This window comes from Myxococcus eversor (assembly GCF_010894455.1).
Lineage (GTDB): Bacteria > Myxococcota > Myxococcia > Myxococcales > Myxococcaceae > Myxococcus > Myxococcus eversor.
Map to the genome: position 1 here is coordinate 172,136 of NZ_JAAIXY010000015.1, position 17,297 is coordinate 189,432.

Annotated in this window: 19 protein-coding genes; all 19 read left to right on the forward strand. The window is 69.0% G+C overall.

Going from position 1 to position 17,297, the window contains the following annotated elements; translation table 11 throughout:
• The first annotated feature begins 60 nt into the window (after positions 1-60).
• The 19 genes from G4D83_RS28265 to sctV all read left to right on the forward strand — a co-directional run bounded on the left by G4D83_RS28265 (position 61) and on the right by sctV (position 17,177).
• Positions 61-2,283, forward strand: a complete 2,223-nt coding sequence (locus G4D83_RS28265) for a hypothetical protein (RefSeq protein WP_163867957.1) — start codon at positions 61-63, stop codon at positions 2,281-2,283.
• Between the two features lie 24 nt (positions 2,284-2,307).
• Complete coding sequence (locus tag G4D83_RS28270) at positions 2,308-2,982, forward strand: FliH/SctL family protein (protein WP_163867958.1); 675 nt, start codon at positions 2,308-2,310, stop codon at positions 2,980-2,982.
• A 19-nt stretch (positions 2,983-3,001) separates the two neighbouring features.
• The gene (gene sctN / locus G4D83_RS28275) at positions 3,002-4,315 is read left to right on the forward strand and encodes a type III secretion system ATPase SctN (RefSeq protein WP_163867959.1); all 1,314 of its coding nucleotides are present in this window, start codon (positions 3,002-3,004) and stop codon (positions 4,313-4,315) included.
• An 88-nt stretch (positions 4,316-4,403) separates the two neighbouring features.
• Positions 4,404-4,892, forward strand: a complete 489-nt coding sequence (locus G4D83_RS28280) for a flagellar assembly protein FliH (protein WP_163867960.1) — start codon at positions 4,404-4,406, stop codon at positions 4,890-4,892.
• A gap of 33 nt (positions 4,893-4,925) precedes the next feature.
• Positions 4,926-5,819 carry a flagellar hook-length control protein FliK gene (locus G4D83_RS28285; protein ID WP_163867961.1) on the forward strand — a complete coding sequence of 298 codons (894 nt, stop codon included), beginning with the start codon at positions 4,926-4,928 and terminating at the stop codon, positions 5,817-5,819.
• Positions 5,816-7,255 (forward strand): type III secretion system cytoplasmic ring protein SctQ, encoded by a 1,440-nt coding sequence (sctQ, locus tag G4D83_RS28290; RefSeq protein WP_163867962.1) that lies wholly within the window; start codon positions 5,816-5,818, stop codon positions 7,253-7,255. Before G4D83_RS28285 ends, sctQ begins: the two co-directional genes overlap by 4 nt.
• Positions 7,256-7,376: 121 nt before the next feature.
• Positions 7,377-8,312: a flagellar biosynthetic protein FliO gene (locus G4D83_RS46430; RefSeq protein ID WP_240356698.1), complete on the forward strand. Its 936-nt coding sequence runs from the start codon at positions 7,377-7,379 to the stop codon at positions 8,310-8,312.
• 13 nt (positions 8,313-8,325) lie between these two features.
• Entirely contained in the window at positions 8,326-9,153 is an 828-nt protein-coding gene (gene sctR / locus G4D83_RS28300; protein WP_163867963.1) for a type III secretion system export apparatus subunit SctR, read from the forward strand.
• A gap of 14 nt (positions 9,154-9,167) precedes the next feature.
• Complete coding sequence (gene fliQ / locus G4D83_RS28305) at positions 9,168-9,431, forward strand: flagellar biosynthesis protein FliQ (protein ID WP_163867964.1); 264 nt, start codon at positions 9,168-9,170, stop codon at positions 9,429-9,431.
• A complete protein-coding gene (locus G4D83_RS28310) occupies positions 9,428-10,246 on the forward strand; it encodes a flagellar biosynthetic protein FliR (RefSeq protein ID WP_163867965.1) in 819 nt (272 codons plus the stop codon). The genes fliQ and G4D83_RS28310 overlap by 4 nt, the downstream gene beginning before the upstream one ends.
• Positions 10,247-10,270: 24 nt before the next feature.
• Positions 10,271-11,350, forward strand: a complete 1,080-nt coding sequence (gene sctU, locus G4D83_RS28315; protein ID WP_163867966.1) for a type III secretion system export apparatus subunit SctU — start codon at positions 10,271-10,273, stop codon at positions 11,348-11,350.
• Positions 11,351-11,396: 46 nt separating this feature from the next.
• Positions 11,397-11,678 carry an EscU/YscU/HrcU family type III secretion system export apparatus switch protein gene (locus tag G4D83_RS28320; RefSeq protein WP_163867967.1) on the forward strand — a complete coding sequence of 94 codons (282 nt, stop codon included), beginning with the start codon at positions 11,397-11,399 and terminating at the stop codon, positions 11,676-11,678.
• Positions 11,679-11,731: 53 nt separating this feature from the next.
• Complete coding sequence (locus tag G4D83_RS28325) at positions 11,732-12,211, forward strand: hypothetical protein (protein ID WP_163867968.1); 480 nt, start codon at positions 11,732-11,734, stop codon at positions 12,209-12,211.
• Between the two features lie 3 nt (positions 12,212-12,214).
• Positions 12,215-12,679: a SycD/LcrH family type III secretion system chaperone gene (locus tag G4D83_RS28330; protein ID WP_163867969.1), complete on the forward strand. Its 465-nt coding sequence runs from the start codon at positions 12,215-12,217 to the stop codon at positions 12,677-12,679.
• 118 nt (positions 12,680-12,797) lie between these two features.
• Complete coding sequence (locus tag G4D83_RS28335; RefSeq protein WP_163867970.1) at positions 12,798-13,394, forward strand: hypothetical protein; 597 nt, start codon at positions 12,798-12,800, stop codon at positions 13,392-13,394.
• A gap of 156 nt (positions 13,395-13,550) precedes the next feature.
• Entirely contained in the window at positions 13,551-13,766 is a 216-nt protein-coding gene (locus tag G4D83_RS28340; RefSeq protein ID WP_163867971.1) for a hypothetical protein, read from the forward strand.
• Between the two features lie 164 nt (positions 13,767-13,930).
• Positions 13,931-14,389 (forward strand): hypothetical protein, encoded by a 459-nt coding sequence (locus G4D83_RS28345; RefSeq protein ID WP_163867972.1) that lies wholly within the window; start codon positions 13,931-13,933, stop codon positions 14,387-14,389.
• A gap of 89 nt (positions 14,390-14,478) precedes the next feature.
• Entirely contained in the window at positions 14,479-14,958 is a 480-nt protein-coding gene (locus G4D83_RS28350; protein ID WP_163867973.1) for a tetratricopeptide repeat protein, read from the forward strand.
• Positions 14,959-15,053: 95 nt separating this feature from the next.
• Positions 15,054-17,177 carry a type III secretion system export apparatus subunit SctV gene (sctV, locus tag G4D83_RS28355; protein WP_163867974.1) on the forward strand — a complete coding sequence of 708 codons (2,124 nt, stop codon included), beginning with the start codon at positions 15,054-15,056 and terminating at the stop codon, positions 17,175-17,177.
• Positions 17,178-17,297: the final 120 nt, after the last annotated feature.

Genomic DNA, 17,297 nt, shown 5'->3' on the forward strand with positions numbered 1-17,297 from the left:
CCCGCCAGTGGGGCGCCTCCTTCCTCCCAGCGGGCGTCGGTGGGGCCCGCGAGGTGACGTTTGGACTCGTTCTTCACCTCGCTCAACAAGCGTCAGAGCATGTTGCTCCTGACCGCCGTCACCTTCGGCGGCCAGGAGAGCTTGGGGGCGATGGAGCACCTCCCGACGGAGGAAGGTGAGCTCTTGCGCCACCGCGCGCAGGAGATCCTGCAGATCCCCCGCGACAAGCGCATCCCCGCGCTGGTGCAGGAGATCAAGCGGCTGGTGAAGGACCGGCGCGGTCAGTTGTGGACCGCGGAGCCGGAGCGGCTGGCCGCGCTGCTGCAACGCGAGCGCGGGGCCCTGATGGAGATTGTCCTGCGCGCGCTGCCCTCCGCGATGGCGGAGGCGGTGCGGGTCCACCTGCCGCCGTCTCGCGTGAAGCTGACCCGCGAGGTCCGACCTCAAGTCCTGGACATCGTCCGGTGGCAGTTGGAGGAGGCGCTGGCGCGGGAGTCGAGCGCCTCGCAGTCCGCGGGCTTCAAGTTCTCCGACGTGCTCATGCTCCAGCAGCGGGAGCTGCTCACGGTGAGCGACAGGCTGGGCGCGCGCGTGCTGGGTCCGGCCCTGGCGGGTCTTCCCGACGCGGAGCGGGAGACGCTGCTGGAGGCCCTGCCTCCGGACCTGAAGCTCCTGGCCAGCAAGTCCGTGGCGGCCAATGCGCCGCGCAAGCTCCCGGAGGAGGACGCCCGCGCCCAACTGGAGATGCACGACGGCTTGAAGAACCCGGCGGGCTCCATCCGCAGCGCGGGAGTCCAACGGCTGGCGCGCGCGTGCGTGGCCCAGTCGCCGGAGTTCGCCGCGCGCATGCTGGAGAAGTACCGGGGCGAGTTCGGCAGCCTGGTGGCGAAGTGGGTGCGCGAGGAGCGCATCCGTCCCACCGCGCGCGGCGACGGTGGCCGCACCGACATCGTCATGGACCTGGAGCGGCTGGCCACCCGAGGCCTCATCGAGCGCCCCGTCCGCCTGGCGACGCCGCCCCCGCCGCGTCAGTCCGCCGTGCTGCCGCCCCCGCCGGGCGCGCGCAAGGCCGCTGCCGCCTCCGCCGCCGCGCGTGAGGCTCCTCCCCGTGAAGCGCCGGCGGGTGCCTCCCGCGAGCCCGCGCCGTCCCGCGAGCCCGCGCCGGTGGCACGTGAGGCGGGTGGTTCCTCCGTGCATCGGGAGCCCGTGAGCGCTCCTCGAGAGGGCACGGGCGTGGCTCGCGAGCCGGGCAAGGCGGGCACCGCCACGCGCCGGCCTCCTGGCGCCGATCCCTCGGTGAAGCGCGACTTCATGGCCGAGCGCGCCGCGAGGAGCGCGGGCGCCATGTCCAGCCGGGAGCGGGAGCCTTCTCGTGTCGCGCGTCCCAAGGAGGGCGCGGCGGATGGCTCCGCGGTCCATCGCGTCCCCCCGCGCCGCGACCCCCATTCCCCGGCGCCAGCCCCGGGTGCCCCGCGTCGTGAGGGCACCTCGGCGGGAGCCCGTCGCGAGCCAGGAGGCCCCGAGCCCCGGCCGAGTCGTCCGTCGAGGCCGGACCCGGAGGGGGCTCGCATCGGCCCTCCGCCCTCGCGGCTGGGCCTGGGGGGACCCCGACCTCGCCCGTCGACACCAGGCAGCGAGGCCGAGGCACCTCCCATGCGGGAGCGCTCGCGGGTGGGCTCCGCCGAGGATGGCTCGCGGGTGGGCCCCGCGTCGGACGGTTCTCGTGTGGGGCGCGCGGCGGACGGCTCGCGGGTGGGCCCTTCGTCAGACGGTTCTCGCGTGGGCCCCCCCTCGGACGGTTCTCGCGTGGGCCGCGCGGCGGACGGCTCGCGGGTGGGCCCTGCCTCGGATGGTTCTCGTGTGGGTCGTGCGGCGGACGCCTCGCGGGTGGGGCCCTCTGGGGATGCCTCGCGGGTGGGTCCCGCGGGGGAGTCCTCGCGCGTGCAGCGCCCTCCCGAGGAGCTGTCCCGTTCGTCCCGGGTGCGGCCTCGCGCCGATGTCGCGCCGTCCCGAGAGGACCCGGAGGGTTCTCGGGTGTTCCGCTCGCGCTCGTCGGTGAGCGTCAAGGCGCTGCGTCCGGACCCGGCTCGCGAGGGCGGAGGCCAGCAGGAGCGGCCCCCTCGGGTGCTCGCCGGGCGAGCAGGCCCTCCCGCGGGGGCGCCGTCGTCGGGGGGACAGAAGGAGGGCACGGCGGTGCAGCGGCGACCTCGCTCGACGTCCGATACGGACAAGCCGGTGCCTCCGGGCTCCGGCGGGCGTGGACCGCGCGGCGGAACGCGCTAGCATCCGGCCCGCAAGGAGCGGCGCATGGCGATCGGCAAGGTGATCAAGGGTGACGGGACGGCGGAGCCGTCTCTCGTGTCGGAGCGGCCCGTGCTGCGGCCTCCTCGCGCGGGAGTGATGAACGCCGAGGTCTTCGAGGCGCGCCAGGGAGCCCAGGGCATCCTCGAGGAGGCGCACCGTGAGAAGGAGCGCATCCTGGCGGAGGCCCAGCGCGAGCGCGAAGAGCTGCTGGTGAAGACGCGGGAGCAGGGGCGCCAGGAAGGGCTGGCCCAGGCCACGGAGATCATCCTCCGCGCGAAGATGCAGGCCGGGGAGCTGTTGGGCACGTACGAGCAGGACATCATCGCCCTGGGGTTGCGCGTGGGCGAGAAGATCATCGGCCGGAGCCTGGAGAAGGACCCGGACCTGATGTTGGAGCTGTGCGCGTCCGCCATCGACAACCTGCGCAGCGCCCGCGCCATGACGCTGCGCGTGCACCCGAAGACGGCCGCCGTGCTGCGCGCCAAGAAGCCCGTGCTGATGGAGCTCATCGGCCGCGCGGTGGACCTGGCCATCAAGGAGGACCCGGAGGTCGCTCCCGTGGGCTGCATCGTCCAGACGGAGTTCGGCACCGTGGATGCGCAGCTGCCCACGCAGCTGGAGATGCTCCAGAACGTGCTGCTGCCAGACCAGAACGGCCCGAAGGAAGGCCCGGCCTAGCCGGGACGGAACCGCGTCCATGGCCATCGACCTTTCGCGCTATTTCGACCTCATCCAGGAAGCCCAGACGGTGCGCGTCCGGGGTCGCGTCACCGAACTCACCGGCCTCATCATCAAGGCGAGCGTCCCCAACGTCCGCGTGGGCGAGCTGGTGCTCATCAAGAGCCGGGGCCGCGGCCCGGTGAAGGCGGAGGTGGTGGGCTTCCAGGGCGATGAGGTGATGCTCATGCCCCTGGGCGAGCTGTACGGCATCGGCCCGGACAGCGAGGTCATCCCCACCGGAAAGCCCCTGAGCATCAAGTGCGGAGAGGCGCTGCTGGGGCGCGTGCTCAACGGCATCGGCGAGCCCATGGACGGCAGCGACCTGCCGGAAGAGGGCCTCATCGACTGGTCCGTGGACCGCAACTGCCCGGACCCGTTCACCCGTCAGCGCATCGAGCGGCCCCTGCCCCTGGGCGTGCGCTGCATCGACGGACTGCTCACCGTGGGCGAGGGTCAGCGCGTGGGCCTCTTCGCCGGCTCCGGCGTCGGCAAGTCCACGCTGATGGGACAGATAGCGCGCAACACCCAGGCCGACCTGTGCGTCGTCGCCCTCATCGGCGAGCGCGGTCGCGAAGTCCGCGAGTTCATCGAGGACGCCATGGGCGAGGAGGGCATGAAGCGCTCCGTGCTGGTGTGCGCCACCTCGGACCAGCCCAGCCTCGTGCGTCTGCGCGCCGCCTACGTCGCCACCGCCATCGCCGAGTACTTCCGGGAGCGCGGCGGCAACGTGCTCTTCATGCTCGACACGGTGACGCGTCTGGCGCGTGCCCAGCGTGAGATTGGCCTCGCGGTGGGCGAGCCCCCGGCCCGTCAGGGCTACCCGCCGAGCGTGTTCTCCATGCTGCCGCGCATCCTGGAGCGCACGGGCAACTCGGAGAAGGGCAAGTGCACCGCCATCTACACCTGCCTCGTGGCCGGCGGTGACATGGAGGAGCCCATCGCGGACGAGGTCCGCGGTATTCTCGACGGCCACTTCATCCTCAACCGCGCGCTGGGCGAGCGAAACCAGTGGCCCGCGATGGACGTCCTCGCGAGCCTCAGCCGTGTGATGAGCGGCATCGTCTCCAAGGAGCACAAGAAGGCGGCGGGCAAGCTGCGCGAGACGCTGGCCACATACGAGAAGCAGCGCGACCTCATCCTGCTGGGCGCCTACCAGTACGGGACGGACCCCCGCACGGACTACGCCATCGACAAGTACGACGCCATCATCGACTTCCTCAAGCAGGACACCCACTCCAACTCGGGCTTCGACGAGACGGTGGAACAGTTGATCGCCCTCTTCGAGGAGTGAGCCGGGCCCCCTGGGGCGTCGGGGGTACGACTCCTGGCCCACTGGACAGGGGTGCACCCTGGGAAATCCGGGGTAGGATGGGGGGACCATGCCCCCGTACCGGTTGCAAACCCTGCTGGACATGCGGACCCGGGCCAAGGAGGAGGCCGAGCAGGCCTTCTCCGACGCCATCAAGGCCCTCGAGAAGGAGAAGGTGGAGCTCCAGCGGCTGATTGACGAGCTGGAGCGCCGCAAGCGCGAGCGCAAGGAGAAGGTGGCCGCCTACCTCAAGGAGGTGATGGCCAAGGGCTCCGGCATCAACGGCATGAACATGATGGGCCGCTTCGAGGAGCGCCTGAAGGACGAAGAGGCACAGGTGGCGCTGGAGGTCGAGCGTCAGCGGGAAGCGGTGAAGGTGGCCGAGCGACTCGTCGAGCAGCGGCGGCGGGAGATGGCCGAGGCGGCCAAGGAGCTCAAGGCCATCGAGAAGCACAAGGAGACCTGGCAGAAGCAGGTGAAGCACGAGCGCCAGCAGCGCGAGGAGTTGAGCCAGGAGGAGATTGGCAACGCCTTGTTCCTGGCTCGGCAGCGCAAGTAACCTGCCGCCACCCCTTCCCTCGGGAACGATGTCATGAGCCGAGTCGACGACGACCGTGAAACAGCGCGCCTGGCCGAGCGCATCATGCTGGAGAAGAAGCTCGCCGAGGGCCAGGCGAAGAAGCGGACGGAGGGGGCCAGCACCTTCCAGAAGCTGATGCAGCCCCAGGCCCAGCCTCAGGCGACGGCCCCCGCGCCCACGCCGCAGACGCCGGGCGCGTTCGCCAAGCAGATCCTGGCCAAGGCCACGCAGCAGGGGAAGACCTTCGGGGAGCAGGCCCAGCAGCCTCAACTGGGTGGCAACCCGGCGGGTCTGGCGCAGACGCAGCGCCGGCCGGACAGCGGGGCCACCGAGGCTCGCTCCGGCTCTCGCGCCGCGGACTCCAAGGAGGACAAGCGCACCTCCGAGGGGCGCGACAAGGACATGAGCAAGGCCGAGTCCGCGCTGGGGCAGGTCAGCTCGGAGAAGGGCGCGCTCATCCGGGCGGAGGCCGACGCGGGCGGCGGCAAGGGCAGCGGCGGCGGGGGCAAGGACAAGAAGGAAGGCGGCGGCGGCACGGAGATGGGGCCGGGGTTCCGGTTCAACCCCGCGCTGATGGCGCCGGTGCCGGTGGCCAAGCCCAAGGACACCGCGGGCTCCGAGCGGCTGCGCGCCATGGCCAGCGAGATTGCCCAGAAGATTGTCGACCGCGTGCGCGTGGGCACCAACGCCGCGGGCCTCGCCGAGTTCCAGATTGATTTGCGCGGCGACGTGCTCAGCGGCCTGTCCATCAAGGTCAGCGCGAAGAACGGGAAGATCTCCGCCACCTTCAGCGGCACCAACCGTGACGTGCTGAAGATGCTCGAGGAGCAGAGCGAGGGGCTGCGCACCGCGCTGGGTGGCCGTGGCCTGAAGCTCGAGACGGTACGCTTCGAGGCGAAGACATGAGCCTGGAGCCGGAGGACGAAGGCCCCGGCGTGCATGAGCGGACGATGCTGGTGGACCTCCGCCAGCTCAAGCCGGTGCGTCCGCCGCCGGAGAAGACCGAGCGTCCGGAGAAGGTGGAGCGCGCCGAGAAGGTCGAGCGTCCCGAGCGAAACGAGCGTCCGGAGCGGGTCGACCGGAGCGCCTGGCGGCCCTTCACCTTCAAGGGGCTGGAGAAGGTGTCCCGGGCGCAGGGGCTGCTGGCGGAGCGGCTGCGCTGGCTGACGCCGAACGCGGGGACGCTTGGTGCGGTGTCGGCGCGGCTCAAGGGCCTGTTCGACGCGGAGGTGCGCCTGTCCCTGGAGTCCGTGCAGGTGCGGCCCATGGCGGAGCTGCGCCGGTTCCTGGGGGACCCGACGTTCCTCGCGGTGCTGGCGCCGGGCGCGCTGCAGGGCAGGGCGGTGCTGGAGGTGGAGCTGTCGCTGGCCCACACCGCGGTGGACCTGCTGCTGGGCGGCGCGGGTGAGACGGTGGGCCTGCGCCCGCTGACGGATATCGAGGAAGGGGTGATGGGCTACGTCATCCTGGAAGTGCTGCGGGTGCTGGTGCCCGCGATGCAGGCCGGGGTGCCTCGCCCGAGGCTGGACGGAGTCGCCCGCGGCGTGGACGAGGTGTCCGCGCGCCTGGGAGATGACGGGCCCATGCTGACCGTCCACCTGAACGCCACGCTGGGGCCGCATGGCGGCATGGTGCGGCTGGTGGTGCCCTCGGCGGTATTGGAGGCGGCGGAGCCCGCGGTGGCGAGCGCCCAGCGGCGCGCCCTCGCGAAGGCGGACCTGGCGGCGCATGCGAGCCGGCTTTCGGCGGTGCGCGGCTGGCTGCGGGCGGAGATTGGCACCGCGGAACTGACGACCAGCGACCTGGCGAGCCTGCGCGTCAAGGACGTCGTCCTGGTGGACGTGCTGTCGGCGCGGCCGGACCGGGGCGAATCCGGCACGGCGCAGCTGCGCGTGGGCGCGGGCCGTGCGGGACACGCGGAGGCCGAGGTCTTCGTCGACGACGGGCGCTACAAGGCCCGAATCACAGGAATCATCCCCGGGGAGTCGGGGAACCCGCGCTCGGCCACCGAGGAGGGTGGGGGGCGGGAGCAGGAAGAGGACTTCACCAATCCGGAGCTGGACGTTCCTCCGGAGCTTGAAGGGGCGCCCTTGGACGACGTGAACAAGCCGGACGGAAGCGACCTGCTCGGAGACGTACCGCTGCAGATCGCCGTGGAGCTGGCGCGCATCCCGGTCACCGCGGAGCAGGTGGTGGGCATGCGGGCCGGGCAGGTCATCGAGCTGAGCCGTGGGCCTGGCGAGCCGGTGGAGCTGTCCATCAACGGCAAGGTGGTGGCCCGGGGTGAGCTGGTGGAGATGGAAGGCCAGCTCGGCGTGCGTGTCACCACCCTGGCGAGCTGAGGTCTTCATCCGAGACGGAAGCAAGCGGGCGGGAGCGGGCTGCCGGACGGGGGCCCGTGGCGGTCCTCCGGCCTTTGAACTAGCCTCGCCCCCATCCATGGCAGTCCTCCGCACCCCCCTCATGCGCCGCGCTCTGGGCGCCGCGCTGCTGCTCGCGTCCTGCACCGTGCTGGCCCAGTCGCCCGCCACGCCCGTGCCGAGCGCCACGGCCGCGCCTGTCCCTCCCGCCTCGGCGAACGGGGCACAGAAGTCGGCCCCCACCACTCCCGCCGCGACGGACCGGGCCGAGAAGTCGGCTCCGAGCGCCACCGCTCCCCTCGCGAAGGACCCGGCCGAGAAGTCGGCGCCAGGCGCCGCGGCTCCCAGGACGGACCGGGCCGAGAAGTCGGCGCCCGCCGTCGTTCCCGCTTCGGCGGATGGGGCCCAGAAGTCGGCTCCGGGCGCCTCGGCGGACGGCGCCGGGAAGGCCGCGCCCCCCGTCACTCCGAGCGCCACGGTCCTCCCCACCCCGGCTGACGGTGCCTCGAAGGCTTCAGAGTCGGTCGTTCCGGAACCCACCCTCGCGCCGGAGACCCCCACCGCGACGCGTCAGAAGGCTCCGGAAGAGGAGCCGCGCTGGGAGGACCCCTCCATTGATGCCGCCGCGACGGCGACCGAGGCGGAGGCCGAGCCGGAGAGCATGGGATGGATGCTCATCCGCACGCTGCTCGTGCTGGGCGCGGTGGTGGCGTCCATCTACCTCACGCTGAACGTGGGCTTGCGCCGGCTGATGGGCCTGCAGGGGACCGCGCCCGGCAAGCAGACCGTCGTCTCCGTGGTGGAGCGTCTGACGCTGGACCCCAAGCGCGTGCTCTTCGTGGTGAAGGCCGCGGACGAGTACCTGCTCCTGGGCGGAGGCGAGGCGGGCCTGCAGCTGCTGTCGAAGCTGGATTTGGAGGCGGTGGAGCGCATCCGCGCGCAGCGCCCGCAGACGAACGTGGTTCCCCTGAGCCCTTTCCTTCAGAAGCTCCTTTCCCGCCGCTCCGGGGGCTCGTCGTCCCAGCCCCCCGGCGCTTGATGGCACCTGTCCCGTGAACGTCCAGACTCCTGCCCGCTCCCTGCTCCCGCGCGTCACGCCCTGGCTCTTCGCGGCCGCGGTGTCGCTGCATCCCTTCATCGCCCTCGCGCAGAAGAAGCGCCCCGGCAACATCCCCGACTCCGTCGCCAACGAGGCGGTGAGCGCCGACACCTTCACGTCGCGGCCGCTCATCCTCATCCTCGCGCTCGCGGCCATGGGCCTGGTGCCCTTCGCGCTGATGATGGTGACGAGCTTCGTGAAGATTTCGGTGGTGCTCTCCATCGTCCGCTCGGCGCTCGGCACCCAGCAGATTCCTCCCACCCAGGTGATTACCGGGCTGGCCGTCATCCTCACCGTCTACATCATGACCCCCGTGGGCATGACGATGTACCGGGCCTCGGAGCTCAACGTCTGGGACTCCTCGGGGGCCGGCGCGTTCTCCTCGGCGAAGGTGGGCTCACTCCTCGAAGGAGCGGACCGCGCCAAGGAGCCGCTGCGCGAGTGGCTGATGAAGAAGGTGACGCTGAAGGACCGCTCGCTCTTCTACAACCTGGCCAAGAAGATGCGCCAGGGCGAGGACCGGGACTCGGTGGACAGCAAGGACTTCATGGTCATCATCCCGGCCTTCGTGGTGTCGGAGCTGAAGGAGGCCTTCCAGATTGGCTTCCTGCTCTTCGTCCCCTTCATCGTCATCGACATGGTGGTGGCCAACATCCTGCTCGCGCTGGGCATGCACATGCTGTCGCCCACCACCATCTCCATGCCCTTCAAGCTGCTCCTGTTCGTCCTCGTGGATGGCTGGTACCTCATCGCCAAGGGCCTGGTCGTCGGCTACCTGTAGGAAGAAGGCACCCCATGAACCAGCTCACGGTCATCACCCAGGAGGCGCTGTTCCTGGTGCTCGTGGTGTCGGCCCCACCGGTGTTGATGAGCCTCATCGTCGGCTTCATCATCTCCCTGTTCCAGGCCACCACGCAGATCCAGGAGCAGACGCTCACCTTCGCGCCCAAGGTCATCATCGTCTTCGGCGTGCTGGCCATGACGGGGCCGTGGATTGGAAGCCAGCTCTTGCGCTTCACCTTCCACGTCTTCGACCGGTTCCCCGCCCTCATCAAATGAACGCCGCGGACCTCGTGTCCGAGCTGGCCGCTCGGACCAACTTCTCCGCCGCCATCTTCACGGTCGCCCTGCTCATGTGCCGGGTGATGCCGGTGCTCATCTTCAGCCCGTTCCTCGGCGGTGAAGTGGTGCCCACGGAGATGAAGATGGGCATCGGGCTGACGCTGGCCATCGTGCTCTATCCCTCCATCGCGCACACCGTGACGACCATCCCCCTGACGGCGCTGCCCTACATCGCGCTGATGGCGAAGGAGGTCTTCATCGGGTTCTGCATGGCGTTCATCATCAACAGCGCCTTCGAGGCGGCGCGCATCGCCGGCACCGTCACGGACACCATGGCGGGCAGCAACAACGCCCAGCTCTACGTCCCGCAGCTCGGGCAGCAGGTCTCCCTCTTCTCCAACCTCAAGGTGCAGCTCTCGGTGGTGCTGTTCCTCACCCTGGACGGGCACCACGTGGTCATCCGCGCCCTGGCGGACAGCCTGGCCACGGTGCCGCTGGATGGCTTCCCGCGCTTCAGCCATGGCTCGTGGACCTTCTTCGACGTGCTGGTGCGCGTCTTCGCCGACATGATGAAGGTGGGCCTGGCCCTGGCCGCGCCCGCGCTGTGCGCCACCTTCCTCACGGACGTGGCGCTGGGCGCCATCAACCGCGTGGCGCCGCAAATCCAGGTGTTCTTCATCTCCATGGCCATCAAGCCGCTCGTCGGCGTGCTCATCACCTTCCTGGTGCTGGGGGCGCTGCTGTCGCGCATGCAGGTCGAGCTGGCCCACATGCTGCGGGTGCTCACCGACGCCCTGCGGCTGCTGGCCTGAGCCTCCTCCCGGGAACGCGCGCCCATGTCCGACGAGAGTGGAGACAAGACAGAAGAGCCGTCGCAGAAGAAGCTCGACGACTCTCGCAAGAAGGGGCAGATCTGGAAGAGCAAGGACATGAGCGGCGTGGCCGTGCTCGTCGTGGGGCTCGCCGCCGTGAAGGCGACCTGGGACAACCTGGAGAAGGAGATCTCCAGCCTCTTCATGTTCAGCTTCGACCATCTGGCCCGGGGTGATGACCTGGGGGATGCCACCTCGCAGCTGATCTACCTGGGGATTCGCACGCTGCTCCTGGTGACGCTGCCGGTGCTCGCGGGCGGCGCGCTGATTGGCGGGCTGATGGAGTTCCTGCAGGTGGGCTCCCTGTTCACGCTGGATCCGCTGATGCCCAAGCTGGACAAGCTCAACCCGCTGGCCGGCTTGAAGAACATGTTCAGCAAGAAGTCGCTGGTGGAGCTGCTCAAGAACCTCATCAAGATCTCCATCACCGCCAACGTCGTCTACGGCGTGGTGCGCGACGCGATGCCCATGGTGATGGAGACCATCCGCCAGGACACGCGCGTCATCATGACCATCATGGGAGAGCTGGTGACGCGCGTGGCCACCCGCGTCGCGCTGCTCTTCGTGCTCTTCGCCATCTTCGACATCTGGTGGCAGCGCAAGTCCTTCATGAAGGACATGATGATGTCCAAGGACGAGGTGAAGAAGGAGTACAAGGAGAGCGAAGGCGACCCGCACCACAAGGCCAAGCGCAAGGAGTTCCACCAGGAGATCATGGAGGGACAGCAGATGGAGGCCGTGCGGGACGCGGACGTCATCGTCACCAACCCGGACCACGTCGCCGTCGCGCTCAAGTACGACCGGGAGAAGGACGGCGCGCCCCGGGTGCTGGCCAAGGGCCTGGACCACAAGGCCGAGCGCATCAAGGGCATCGCCCGGGAAGAGGACGTCCCCACGCTGCGCAACGTGCCCCTGGCCCACGCGCTCCTGCGGGTGGAGGTGGGCCACGAGGTGCCCGAGGAGCTCTACGACGCCGTCGCGGAGGTCCTCAACTTCGTCTACGACCTGAAGAACGGCGGCCCCACCCCGGCGGCCCGCGCATGAGCGCCCCGGGAGCGGTTATCATCGGCACGAGTTCGCGGAGCGTCCCATGAGTGACGAAGCCGAAATCGCCATCGCGCTGAAGTACGACAAGGAGAAGGACACCGCGCCGCGCGTGGTGGCCAAGGGGCTGCGGCTGAAGGCGGAGAAGATTCGCGCCATCGCCAAGGAGCACAACATCCCCATCATGCGCAACGTGCCCCTGGCCAACGCCCTGTACCGGGTGGAGGTGGGGCAGGAAGTGCCGGAGGAGCTCTACGACGCCGTCGCCGAGGTCCTCAACTTCATCTACGAAATCCAGCGCGAACACGCGGCCGCCGGAGGGCGGTAGGGGAGGGGGGCTGGACGGCCCCCCCCTTCCTGGAGTGAGCTTCGGAGTTCACGATGGCCAGAATCAACAATCAGCCTCCCAAGGCACCCCTGTGGCCCTGGGGGGGACCCCGCAGCGTCCGTGAGCGGCTGGTCGACCCGTCCCAGGTCGACCGCAAGAAGCTGCGCAAGACGGGCAACCCCAAGAACCCCGCGCTCGCCTCCACGGCGCTGCTGGACTTCATCGGTCCCGCGCACTCGTCGGAGGAGCTGCGCCTGCCCCTGCCGCCCCATCCCGGCGGGCATGACGCGGACCTGGAGGGCTTCAGCGACCGGCCCCACCTGGCCAGCGTGGCGGGGCGGGGGAGCGACGAGTCCCGCCACCTGATGGACCGGGGACTGTCGCGCATCAACGCGTCCCCGGACCGCCTGGAGCGCCTCAAGGCGCTGCTCCAGCGGGAGTCCTCCATGCTCACCCTGGTGGACCAGGTGAACGAGGAGACCAAGGAGATCATCCGGCGCATGTGGGCCGAGCAGAAGGACGAAGGTTACTAGCGCATGCCGGAGGATCCTCAGGACGAGGCCCAGCTCGCGGCCCGGCTCCAGCGTTGGGCGGATGGCAAGGCCACGCTGCGCGAGGTGCGCGGCTATTCCAACGACGAGCTCTACGCCATCGCCAAGACGGCGTACTTCTTCTTCTACCAGGGCCGCATCAACGAGGCCCGCACGCTCTTCCAGGGCCTGTACGCCGTGAACCCCACGGACGGCTACTTCGCCAAGGCGCTGGGCGTGGTGGAGATGGCCGCGGGCAACGGCACCGGCGCCCTGGCCGCCTTCGACGTCGCCGCCAAGCTGTCCCCCCAGGATGCCTCCGTCTATGTCGGCCGCGCCGAGGTGAAGCTCGCCCTGGGCCAGAAGCAGCAGGCCCTGGATGACCTCCGACGCGCTGCGGCAATGGCGCCGCAGGATGATCCGGTGGTGCGCAAGGCGGGCGCCATGCTCACCGCGCTCCAGCGGCGTTGATCCAGGCCCGTCCCAGCGTCCGGTTCTGGCCGGACGCCGGGTAGGTGAGCCCGGAACAGTCTGTTAGGCTCGTCTCAATAAACCCCAACCCCTCTTTGTGGAGAGGTGGAGTCAGTCAATGAGCACGCAGAAGGCGAAGATGGGCGCGCTGCCTCCGGAGCCCTCGGAGCTGGTGGAGAAGCGCGACAAGTTGCTGGCGGAGCTGGAGTCGCAGTCCAAGACGGCCCAGGGCACCTTCCTCCAGGTGGTTCGGACGATGAAGATGCTGGTGGCCTCCACGACCCCGGGCACCCCGTTCGACGAGAGGCTCTATGGCGACGTGTCCGGCGCCCTCCAGCGCTTCATGGCCGACCCCATCCTCCCCGTGCCCCCCACGCTGGGCATGGTGGTTTCGTACCTGTCGGAGCGCCTGAGCACCTACGGGATGACCATCCAGAACGCCGTCAAGGAGGCGAACCCGGAGATGCACGCGAAGCTCGCGTTCACTCCTCCGAGCGCGCAGGCTCCCGCGGCCCCGGCCCCCGCGGCCCCGGCCCGCACCTCGGGGGCCCCCGCCGCCAAGGACGGCTTCGAGAGCGCTTCCAACAAGCGCTCCCTGTCCCTGGACCCGGAGGCCAGCCCGCCGCCGCCCGCGGATCCCAAGAAGGAGCAGCAGCAGCTCGAGTCCTTCAAGGCCTGGATGAAGAACCCGAGCCTTGGAAAATTGAAGGGTTAGGCCCGTTTCCCGGAGGGACCCGGGCCTCGCGAAAATGCCGGAAATGATCCCGGATAATTCGCAGGAAACTTCCGAGCCCCTCCCCCGATAATCTTTTTGTAGCCGCCGCTGCACTTCGCCACGCAGCACCCACGAATTAATCTCAGGAGAACGAACATGACTGTCTCTGCCAACTTCAACGCCGCTGCGAGCAGCATCCTGGCTGGTTCCAAGGCCTCCAACGACATGATCGCGGCGGCCCCGGCGGATCAGCAGCCCTTCCTCCGCGCGCAGGAGCAGATGCAGCGCGAGGCGAAGCTGGTCGAGCTCATCTCCACCTCGATGAAGGCCATCGAGAAGATGCAGAGCTCCATCATCGGCAACATGCGCTAATCGTTTCAGCGCGGTTCGCAGCACCCTGGCCTCGCAACAGCTCTTGGAGCTGCTGCGGGGCCGGTTCATTTCCGGACGCCGGTGGACACGCCGTGTGCGTCTGTCCGAAACTTTCCGCGCCCCCCCGCGAGAATTCCTTCAACCCCACCCTTTTGGAGAAATCCATGGTCGCTCCCGTCAATGGCGGTCCCCGCTACACCTCCTCGACGCAGAAGACCGCGTCGGAGTCTTCCACCCAGGCGCCTTCGGATCCGGCCGCGGAGCGGGCCAGGCAGGCGGCCACCATGGACGGCATCCGCAAGAAGGACGAGAGCAAGCTGACCGGGACGGACCGCGACAACTACGCGAGCGCCCTGGGCACGGACAAGATCCTGGAGAACAAGCCGTTCCTCGGCTTCTTCGACGACTCCGTGTCGGAGACCATCGCCAAGAAGATGGATGGGGAGATCGCCAGCTACCTGAAGCAGAACCCCAACGCGTCCCTGAAGGACATCGACAAGCACGTCGACGACAGCTTCAAGAAGCAGATGTTCAGCGCGGTGGTGGCCCAGAAGGGCGTGGACATGGCCATCGCCAGCCTGAAGAAGCAGTTGCAGAAGACGCGTGACGGCTTCGACGAGTAGTGGCTTCTCGGTGTCCCCTGACTGGTGGGCTCGCTGGAGGCGGGCTAGACTCCAGGCCGCCTCCATATTCGCCCCGGGAATGAGTCCAGATGACGACGACCCAAGCCAAGGCGCCGGTCTCCAACAATGATGGGAAGCCGCTGTCCGGCCCGGAGCTGCTCGAGCGGGCCACTCAGGGCTTCGACCTGTTTCAAGACGGCCGGTTCCAGGAGTCCCTGGCCGTCTTCGAGCAACTCGCCGCCATGGATGGCTCCGAGGCCTACTTCCAGACCGCGCTCGGCGCCTGCCACCTGGCGCTGGAGAACCTGGACCAGGCGGAGGCCCACTTCAACCGGGCCATCGAGCTGGACGCCACGGACCTGACGCCGTTCGTCAACCGGGGCGAGGTCCACCTGCGCCAGGGCAAGGTGATGGAAGCCGCCCACGACTTCAACCATGCGGTGTCCCTGGACCCCGAGGGCAAGGACCCGCTGAGCGCGCGGGCGCGCATGCTGGCGGCCGCGGCCCTGGAGAGCGTGGAGGAGGCCCAGGGGGCTTCCGAGCGCGACTCCGGTCCGGACGGGCGTTAAGCGCTCCCTTCGTCTCTTCCGACGGACACCCCGCCCGGCTCGTGAGGCCCCCCTTGGGCCCGGGGCCGGGCGCGGACTAGGATGGCTCCCCGCTGATGTCCGCCTCCAATCCGAACAGCTTCCTCTCCAAGTACTCCGACATCGTCCTCGCGGTCGTCGTGGTGTGCATCGTCGGGATGATGATCGTCCCGCTGCCCACGCTGCTGCTGGACGTGCTGCTGACGCTGAACATCAGCATCTCGGTGGTGCTGCTCCTGGTGTCCCTCTACGTGCCAGCGGCGCTGCATCTGTCGGTGTTCCCGACACTGCTGCTCATCACCACGATGTTCCGGCTGTCACTGACCATCTCCACCACCCGCCTCATCCTCCTCACCGGTGACCCGGGAGAAGTGGTGGTGGCGTTCGGCAACTTCGTGGTGCAGGGCAACTTCGTCGTCGGCGCCATCCTCTTCCTCATCCTCGTCATCGTGAACTTCATCGTCATCTCCAAGGGCTCGGAGCGCGTCGCCGAAGTGGCCGCGCGCTTCACCCTGGACGCGATGCCGGGCAAGCAGATGTCCATCGACGCGGACCTGCGCGCGGGCTCCATCGACCAGGACCAGGGCAAGAAGAAGCGCCGGGATTTGGAGCGGGAGAGCCAGCTCTTCGGCGCCATGGACGGCGCCATGAAGTTCGTGAAGGGCGACGCCATCGCCAGCATCATCATCACCGTCGTCAACATCGTCGGTGGCCTCATCATCGGCGTGACGCAGAAGGGGATGTCGGCCGCGGACGCCGCGCAGAAGTACACGCTGCTCACCATCGGTGACGGCCTCGTCGGCATGATTCCCGCCATCCTCGTCTCCACCTGCGCCGGCATCATCGTGACGCGCGTGGGCGGCGAGGAGGAGGGGGCCCACCTGGGCAAGGACATCGGCACGCAGCTCACCGCGTACCCGAAGGCCATCGCCATCGCCGCGGGCATGCTCATCGTCCTCGGCCTCGTCCCGGGTCTGCCGAAGATTCCCTTCTTCCTCCTGGGCGGCGGCGCGGGCTTCGGCGCGTGGACGATGCTCAAGAAGAAGAAGGAATCGGAGATGGTGGAGGAGGCCGGTCCGGCCATGGAGTCGGACCTGGGCACGCCGATGTCGTCGGAGCCCGCGCCCAAGGAGCCGATGAATCCGGACTCCGAGCTCTTCATCCCCGTCGTCACGCCCATCGTCCTGGAGGTCTCCGACGCGCTGGTGCCGTACGTGGACTCGCGCCAGGACAGCGGGAAGTTCCTCTTCGAGCTCATCCCGTTCATGCGCGACGGCCTCTTCATCGAGCTCGGTGTGCGCTTCCCGGGCGTGCGCGCGCGCGGCAACTCGTCGCTGCCACCGGGCGCCTACCAGGTGCAGATCAACGAGGTGCCCGTCGTCACGGGCCAGGCCACGCTGGGCCACGTGCTCGTCAACGACACGGTGGACCGCCTGCGCCTGATGAACATCCAGGGCTTCGAGGCCATCAACCCCGCCACCCGCCAGCCGGCCGCGTGGGTGCCCGAGCAGCACCGGGAGACCTTGGAGGCCGCGGGCCTGACGACGTGGGACGTGCCCGGCTACATCATCCTGCACGTGGCCGCGGTGCTGCGGCGCAACGCGCGGGAGTTCGTCGGCGTGCAGGAGACGCAGACGATGCTGGAGCAGTTGGAGAAGGCCTTCCCCGCCATCGTCAAGGAGGTCATCCCCAAGGTCGTCAACGTGCTGAAGTTGACCGACATCCTCCAGCGCCTCGTGGAGGAGGAGATCTCCATCCGTGACTTGCGCGGCATCCTCCAGGCCCTGGCGGAGTACGGGCAGGTGGAGGCGGACAACGTCATGCTCACCGAGCACGTCCGCGCCTCGCAGCGCCGCTACATCTCCCACAAGTACGCGCGCGGCAGCGGCACCCTCGTCGTGTACCTGTTGGATCCGAACATCGAGGAGGCCATCCGAGGCTCCATCAAGCGGACCTCCGCGGGCGCGCACCTGGCGCTGGAGCCGGAATTGGCGCAGGAAATCGTCCAGGCCGTCCGCTCCGAGTGCGGCCACCTGCCGCCCAGCGCCCAGCGCCCCGTCATCCTCACCGCCATGGATATCCGGCGCTACGTCCGCAAGCTGCTGGAGTACGAGTTCAACCCCTCGTTCTCCGTCCTCAGCTACCAGGAGCTGTCGCCCGAGCTGAACATCCAGCCCGTGGCGCGCATCTCCACCCGGTAGTCACGATGACCCAGGGTCGGTCACCACCGACCCGTCGCCGTCCTGATCGGAAACCTCGCGTTTCAACGCAACTTCCGACTCAGGCCGTCGAGAATGAAAGCACGGCGGGAATGTGCGCTT

Coding starts and splice junctions, on each gene's coding strand:
- G4D83_RS28270 (WP_163867958.1), top strand. CDS start 2,308: ATGGCGATCGGCAAGGTGATCAAGGGTGACGGGACGGCGGAGCCGTCT.
- G4D83_RS28345 (WP_163867972.1), top strand. CDS start 13,931: ATGGTCGCTCCCGTCAATGGCGGTCCCCGCTACACCTCCTCGACGCAG.
- G4D83_RS28310 (WP_163867965.1), top strand. CDS start 9,428: ATGAACGCCGCGGACCTCGTGTCCGAGCTGGCCGCTCGGACCAACTTC.
- G4D83_RS28350 (WP_163867973.1), top strand. CDS start 14,479: ATGACGACGACCCAAGCCAAGGCGCCGGTCTCCAACAATGATGGGAAG.
- G4D83_RS28330 (WP_163867969.1), top strand. CDS start 12,215: ATGCCGGAGGATCCTCAGGACGAGGCCCAGCTCGCGGCCCGGCTCCAG.
- G4D83_RS46430 (WP_240356698.1), top strand. CDS start 7,377: ATGCGCCGCGCTCTGGGCGCCGCGCTGCTGCTCGCGTCCTGCACCGTG.
- G4D83_RS28320 (WP_163867967.1), top strand. CDS start 11,397: ATGAGTGACGAAGCCGAAATCGCCATCGCGCTGAAGTACGACAAGGAG.
- sctV (WP_163867974.1), top strand. CDS start 15,054: ATGTCCGCCTCCAATCCGAACAGCTTCCTCTCCAAGTACTCCGACATC.
- sctQ (WP_163867962.1), top strand. CDS start 5,816: ATGAGCCTGGAGCCGGAGGACGAAGGCCCCGGCGTGCATGAGCGGACG.
- G4D83_RS28340 (WP_163867971.1), top strand. CDS start 13,551: ATGACTGTCTCTGCCAACTTCAACGCCGCTGCGAGCAGCATCCTGGCT.
- G4D83_RS28325 (WP_163867968.1), top strand. CDS start 11,732: ATGGCCAGAATCAACAATCAGCCTCCCAAGGCACCCCTGTGGCCCTGG.
- G4D83_RS28280 (WP_163867960.1), top strand. CDS start 4,404: ATGCCCCCGTACCGGTTGCAAACCCTGCTGGACATGCGGACCCGGGCC.
- G4D83_RS28335 (WP_163867970.1), top strand. CDS start 12,798: ATGAGCACGCAGAAGGCGAAGATGGGCGCGCTGCCTCCGGAGCCCTCG.
- sctN (WP_163867959.1), top strand. CDS start 3,002: ATGGCCATCGACCTTTCGCGCTATTTCGACCTCATCCAGGAAGCCCAG.
- G4D83_RS28285 (WP_163867961.1), top strand. CDS start 4,926: ATGAGCCGAGTCGACGACGACCGTGAAACAGCGCGCCTGGCCGAGCGC.
- sctU (WP_163867966.1), top strand. CDS start 10,271: ATGTCCGACGAGAGTGGAGACAAGACAGAAGAGCCGTCGCAGAAGAAG.
- fliQ (WP_163867964.1), top strand. CDS start 9,168: ATGAACCAGCTCACGGTCATCACCCAGGAGGCGCTGTTCCTGGTGCTC.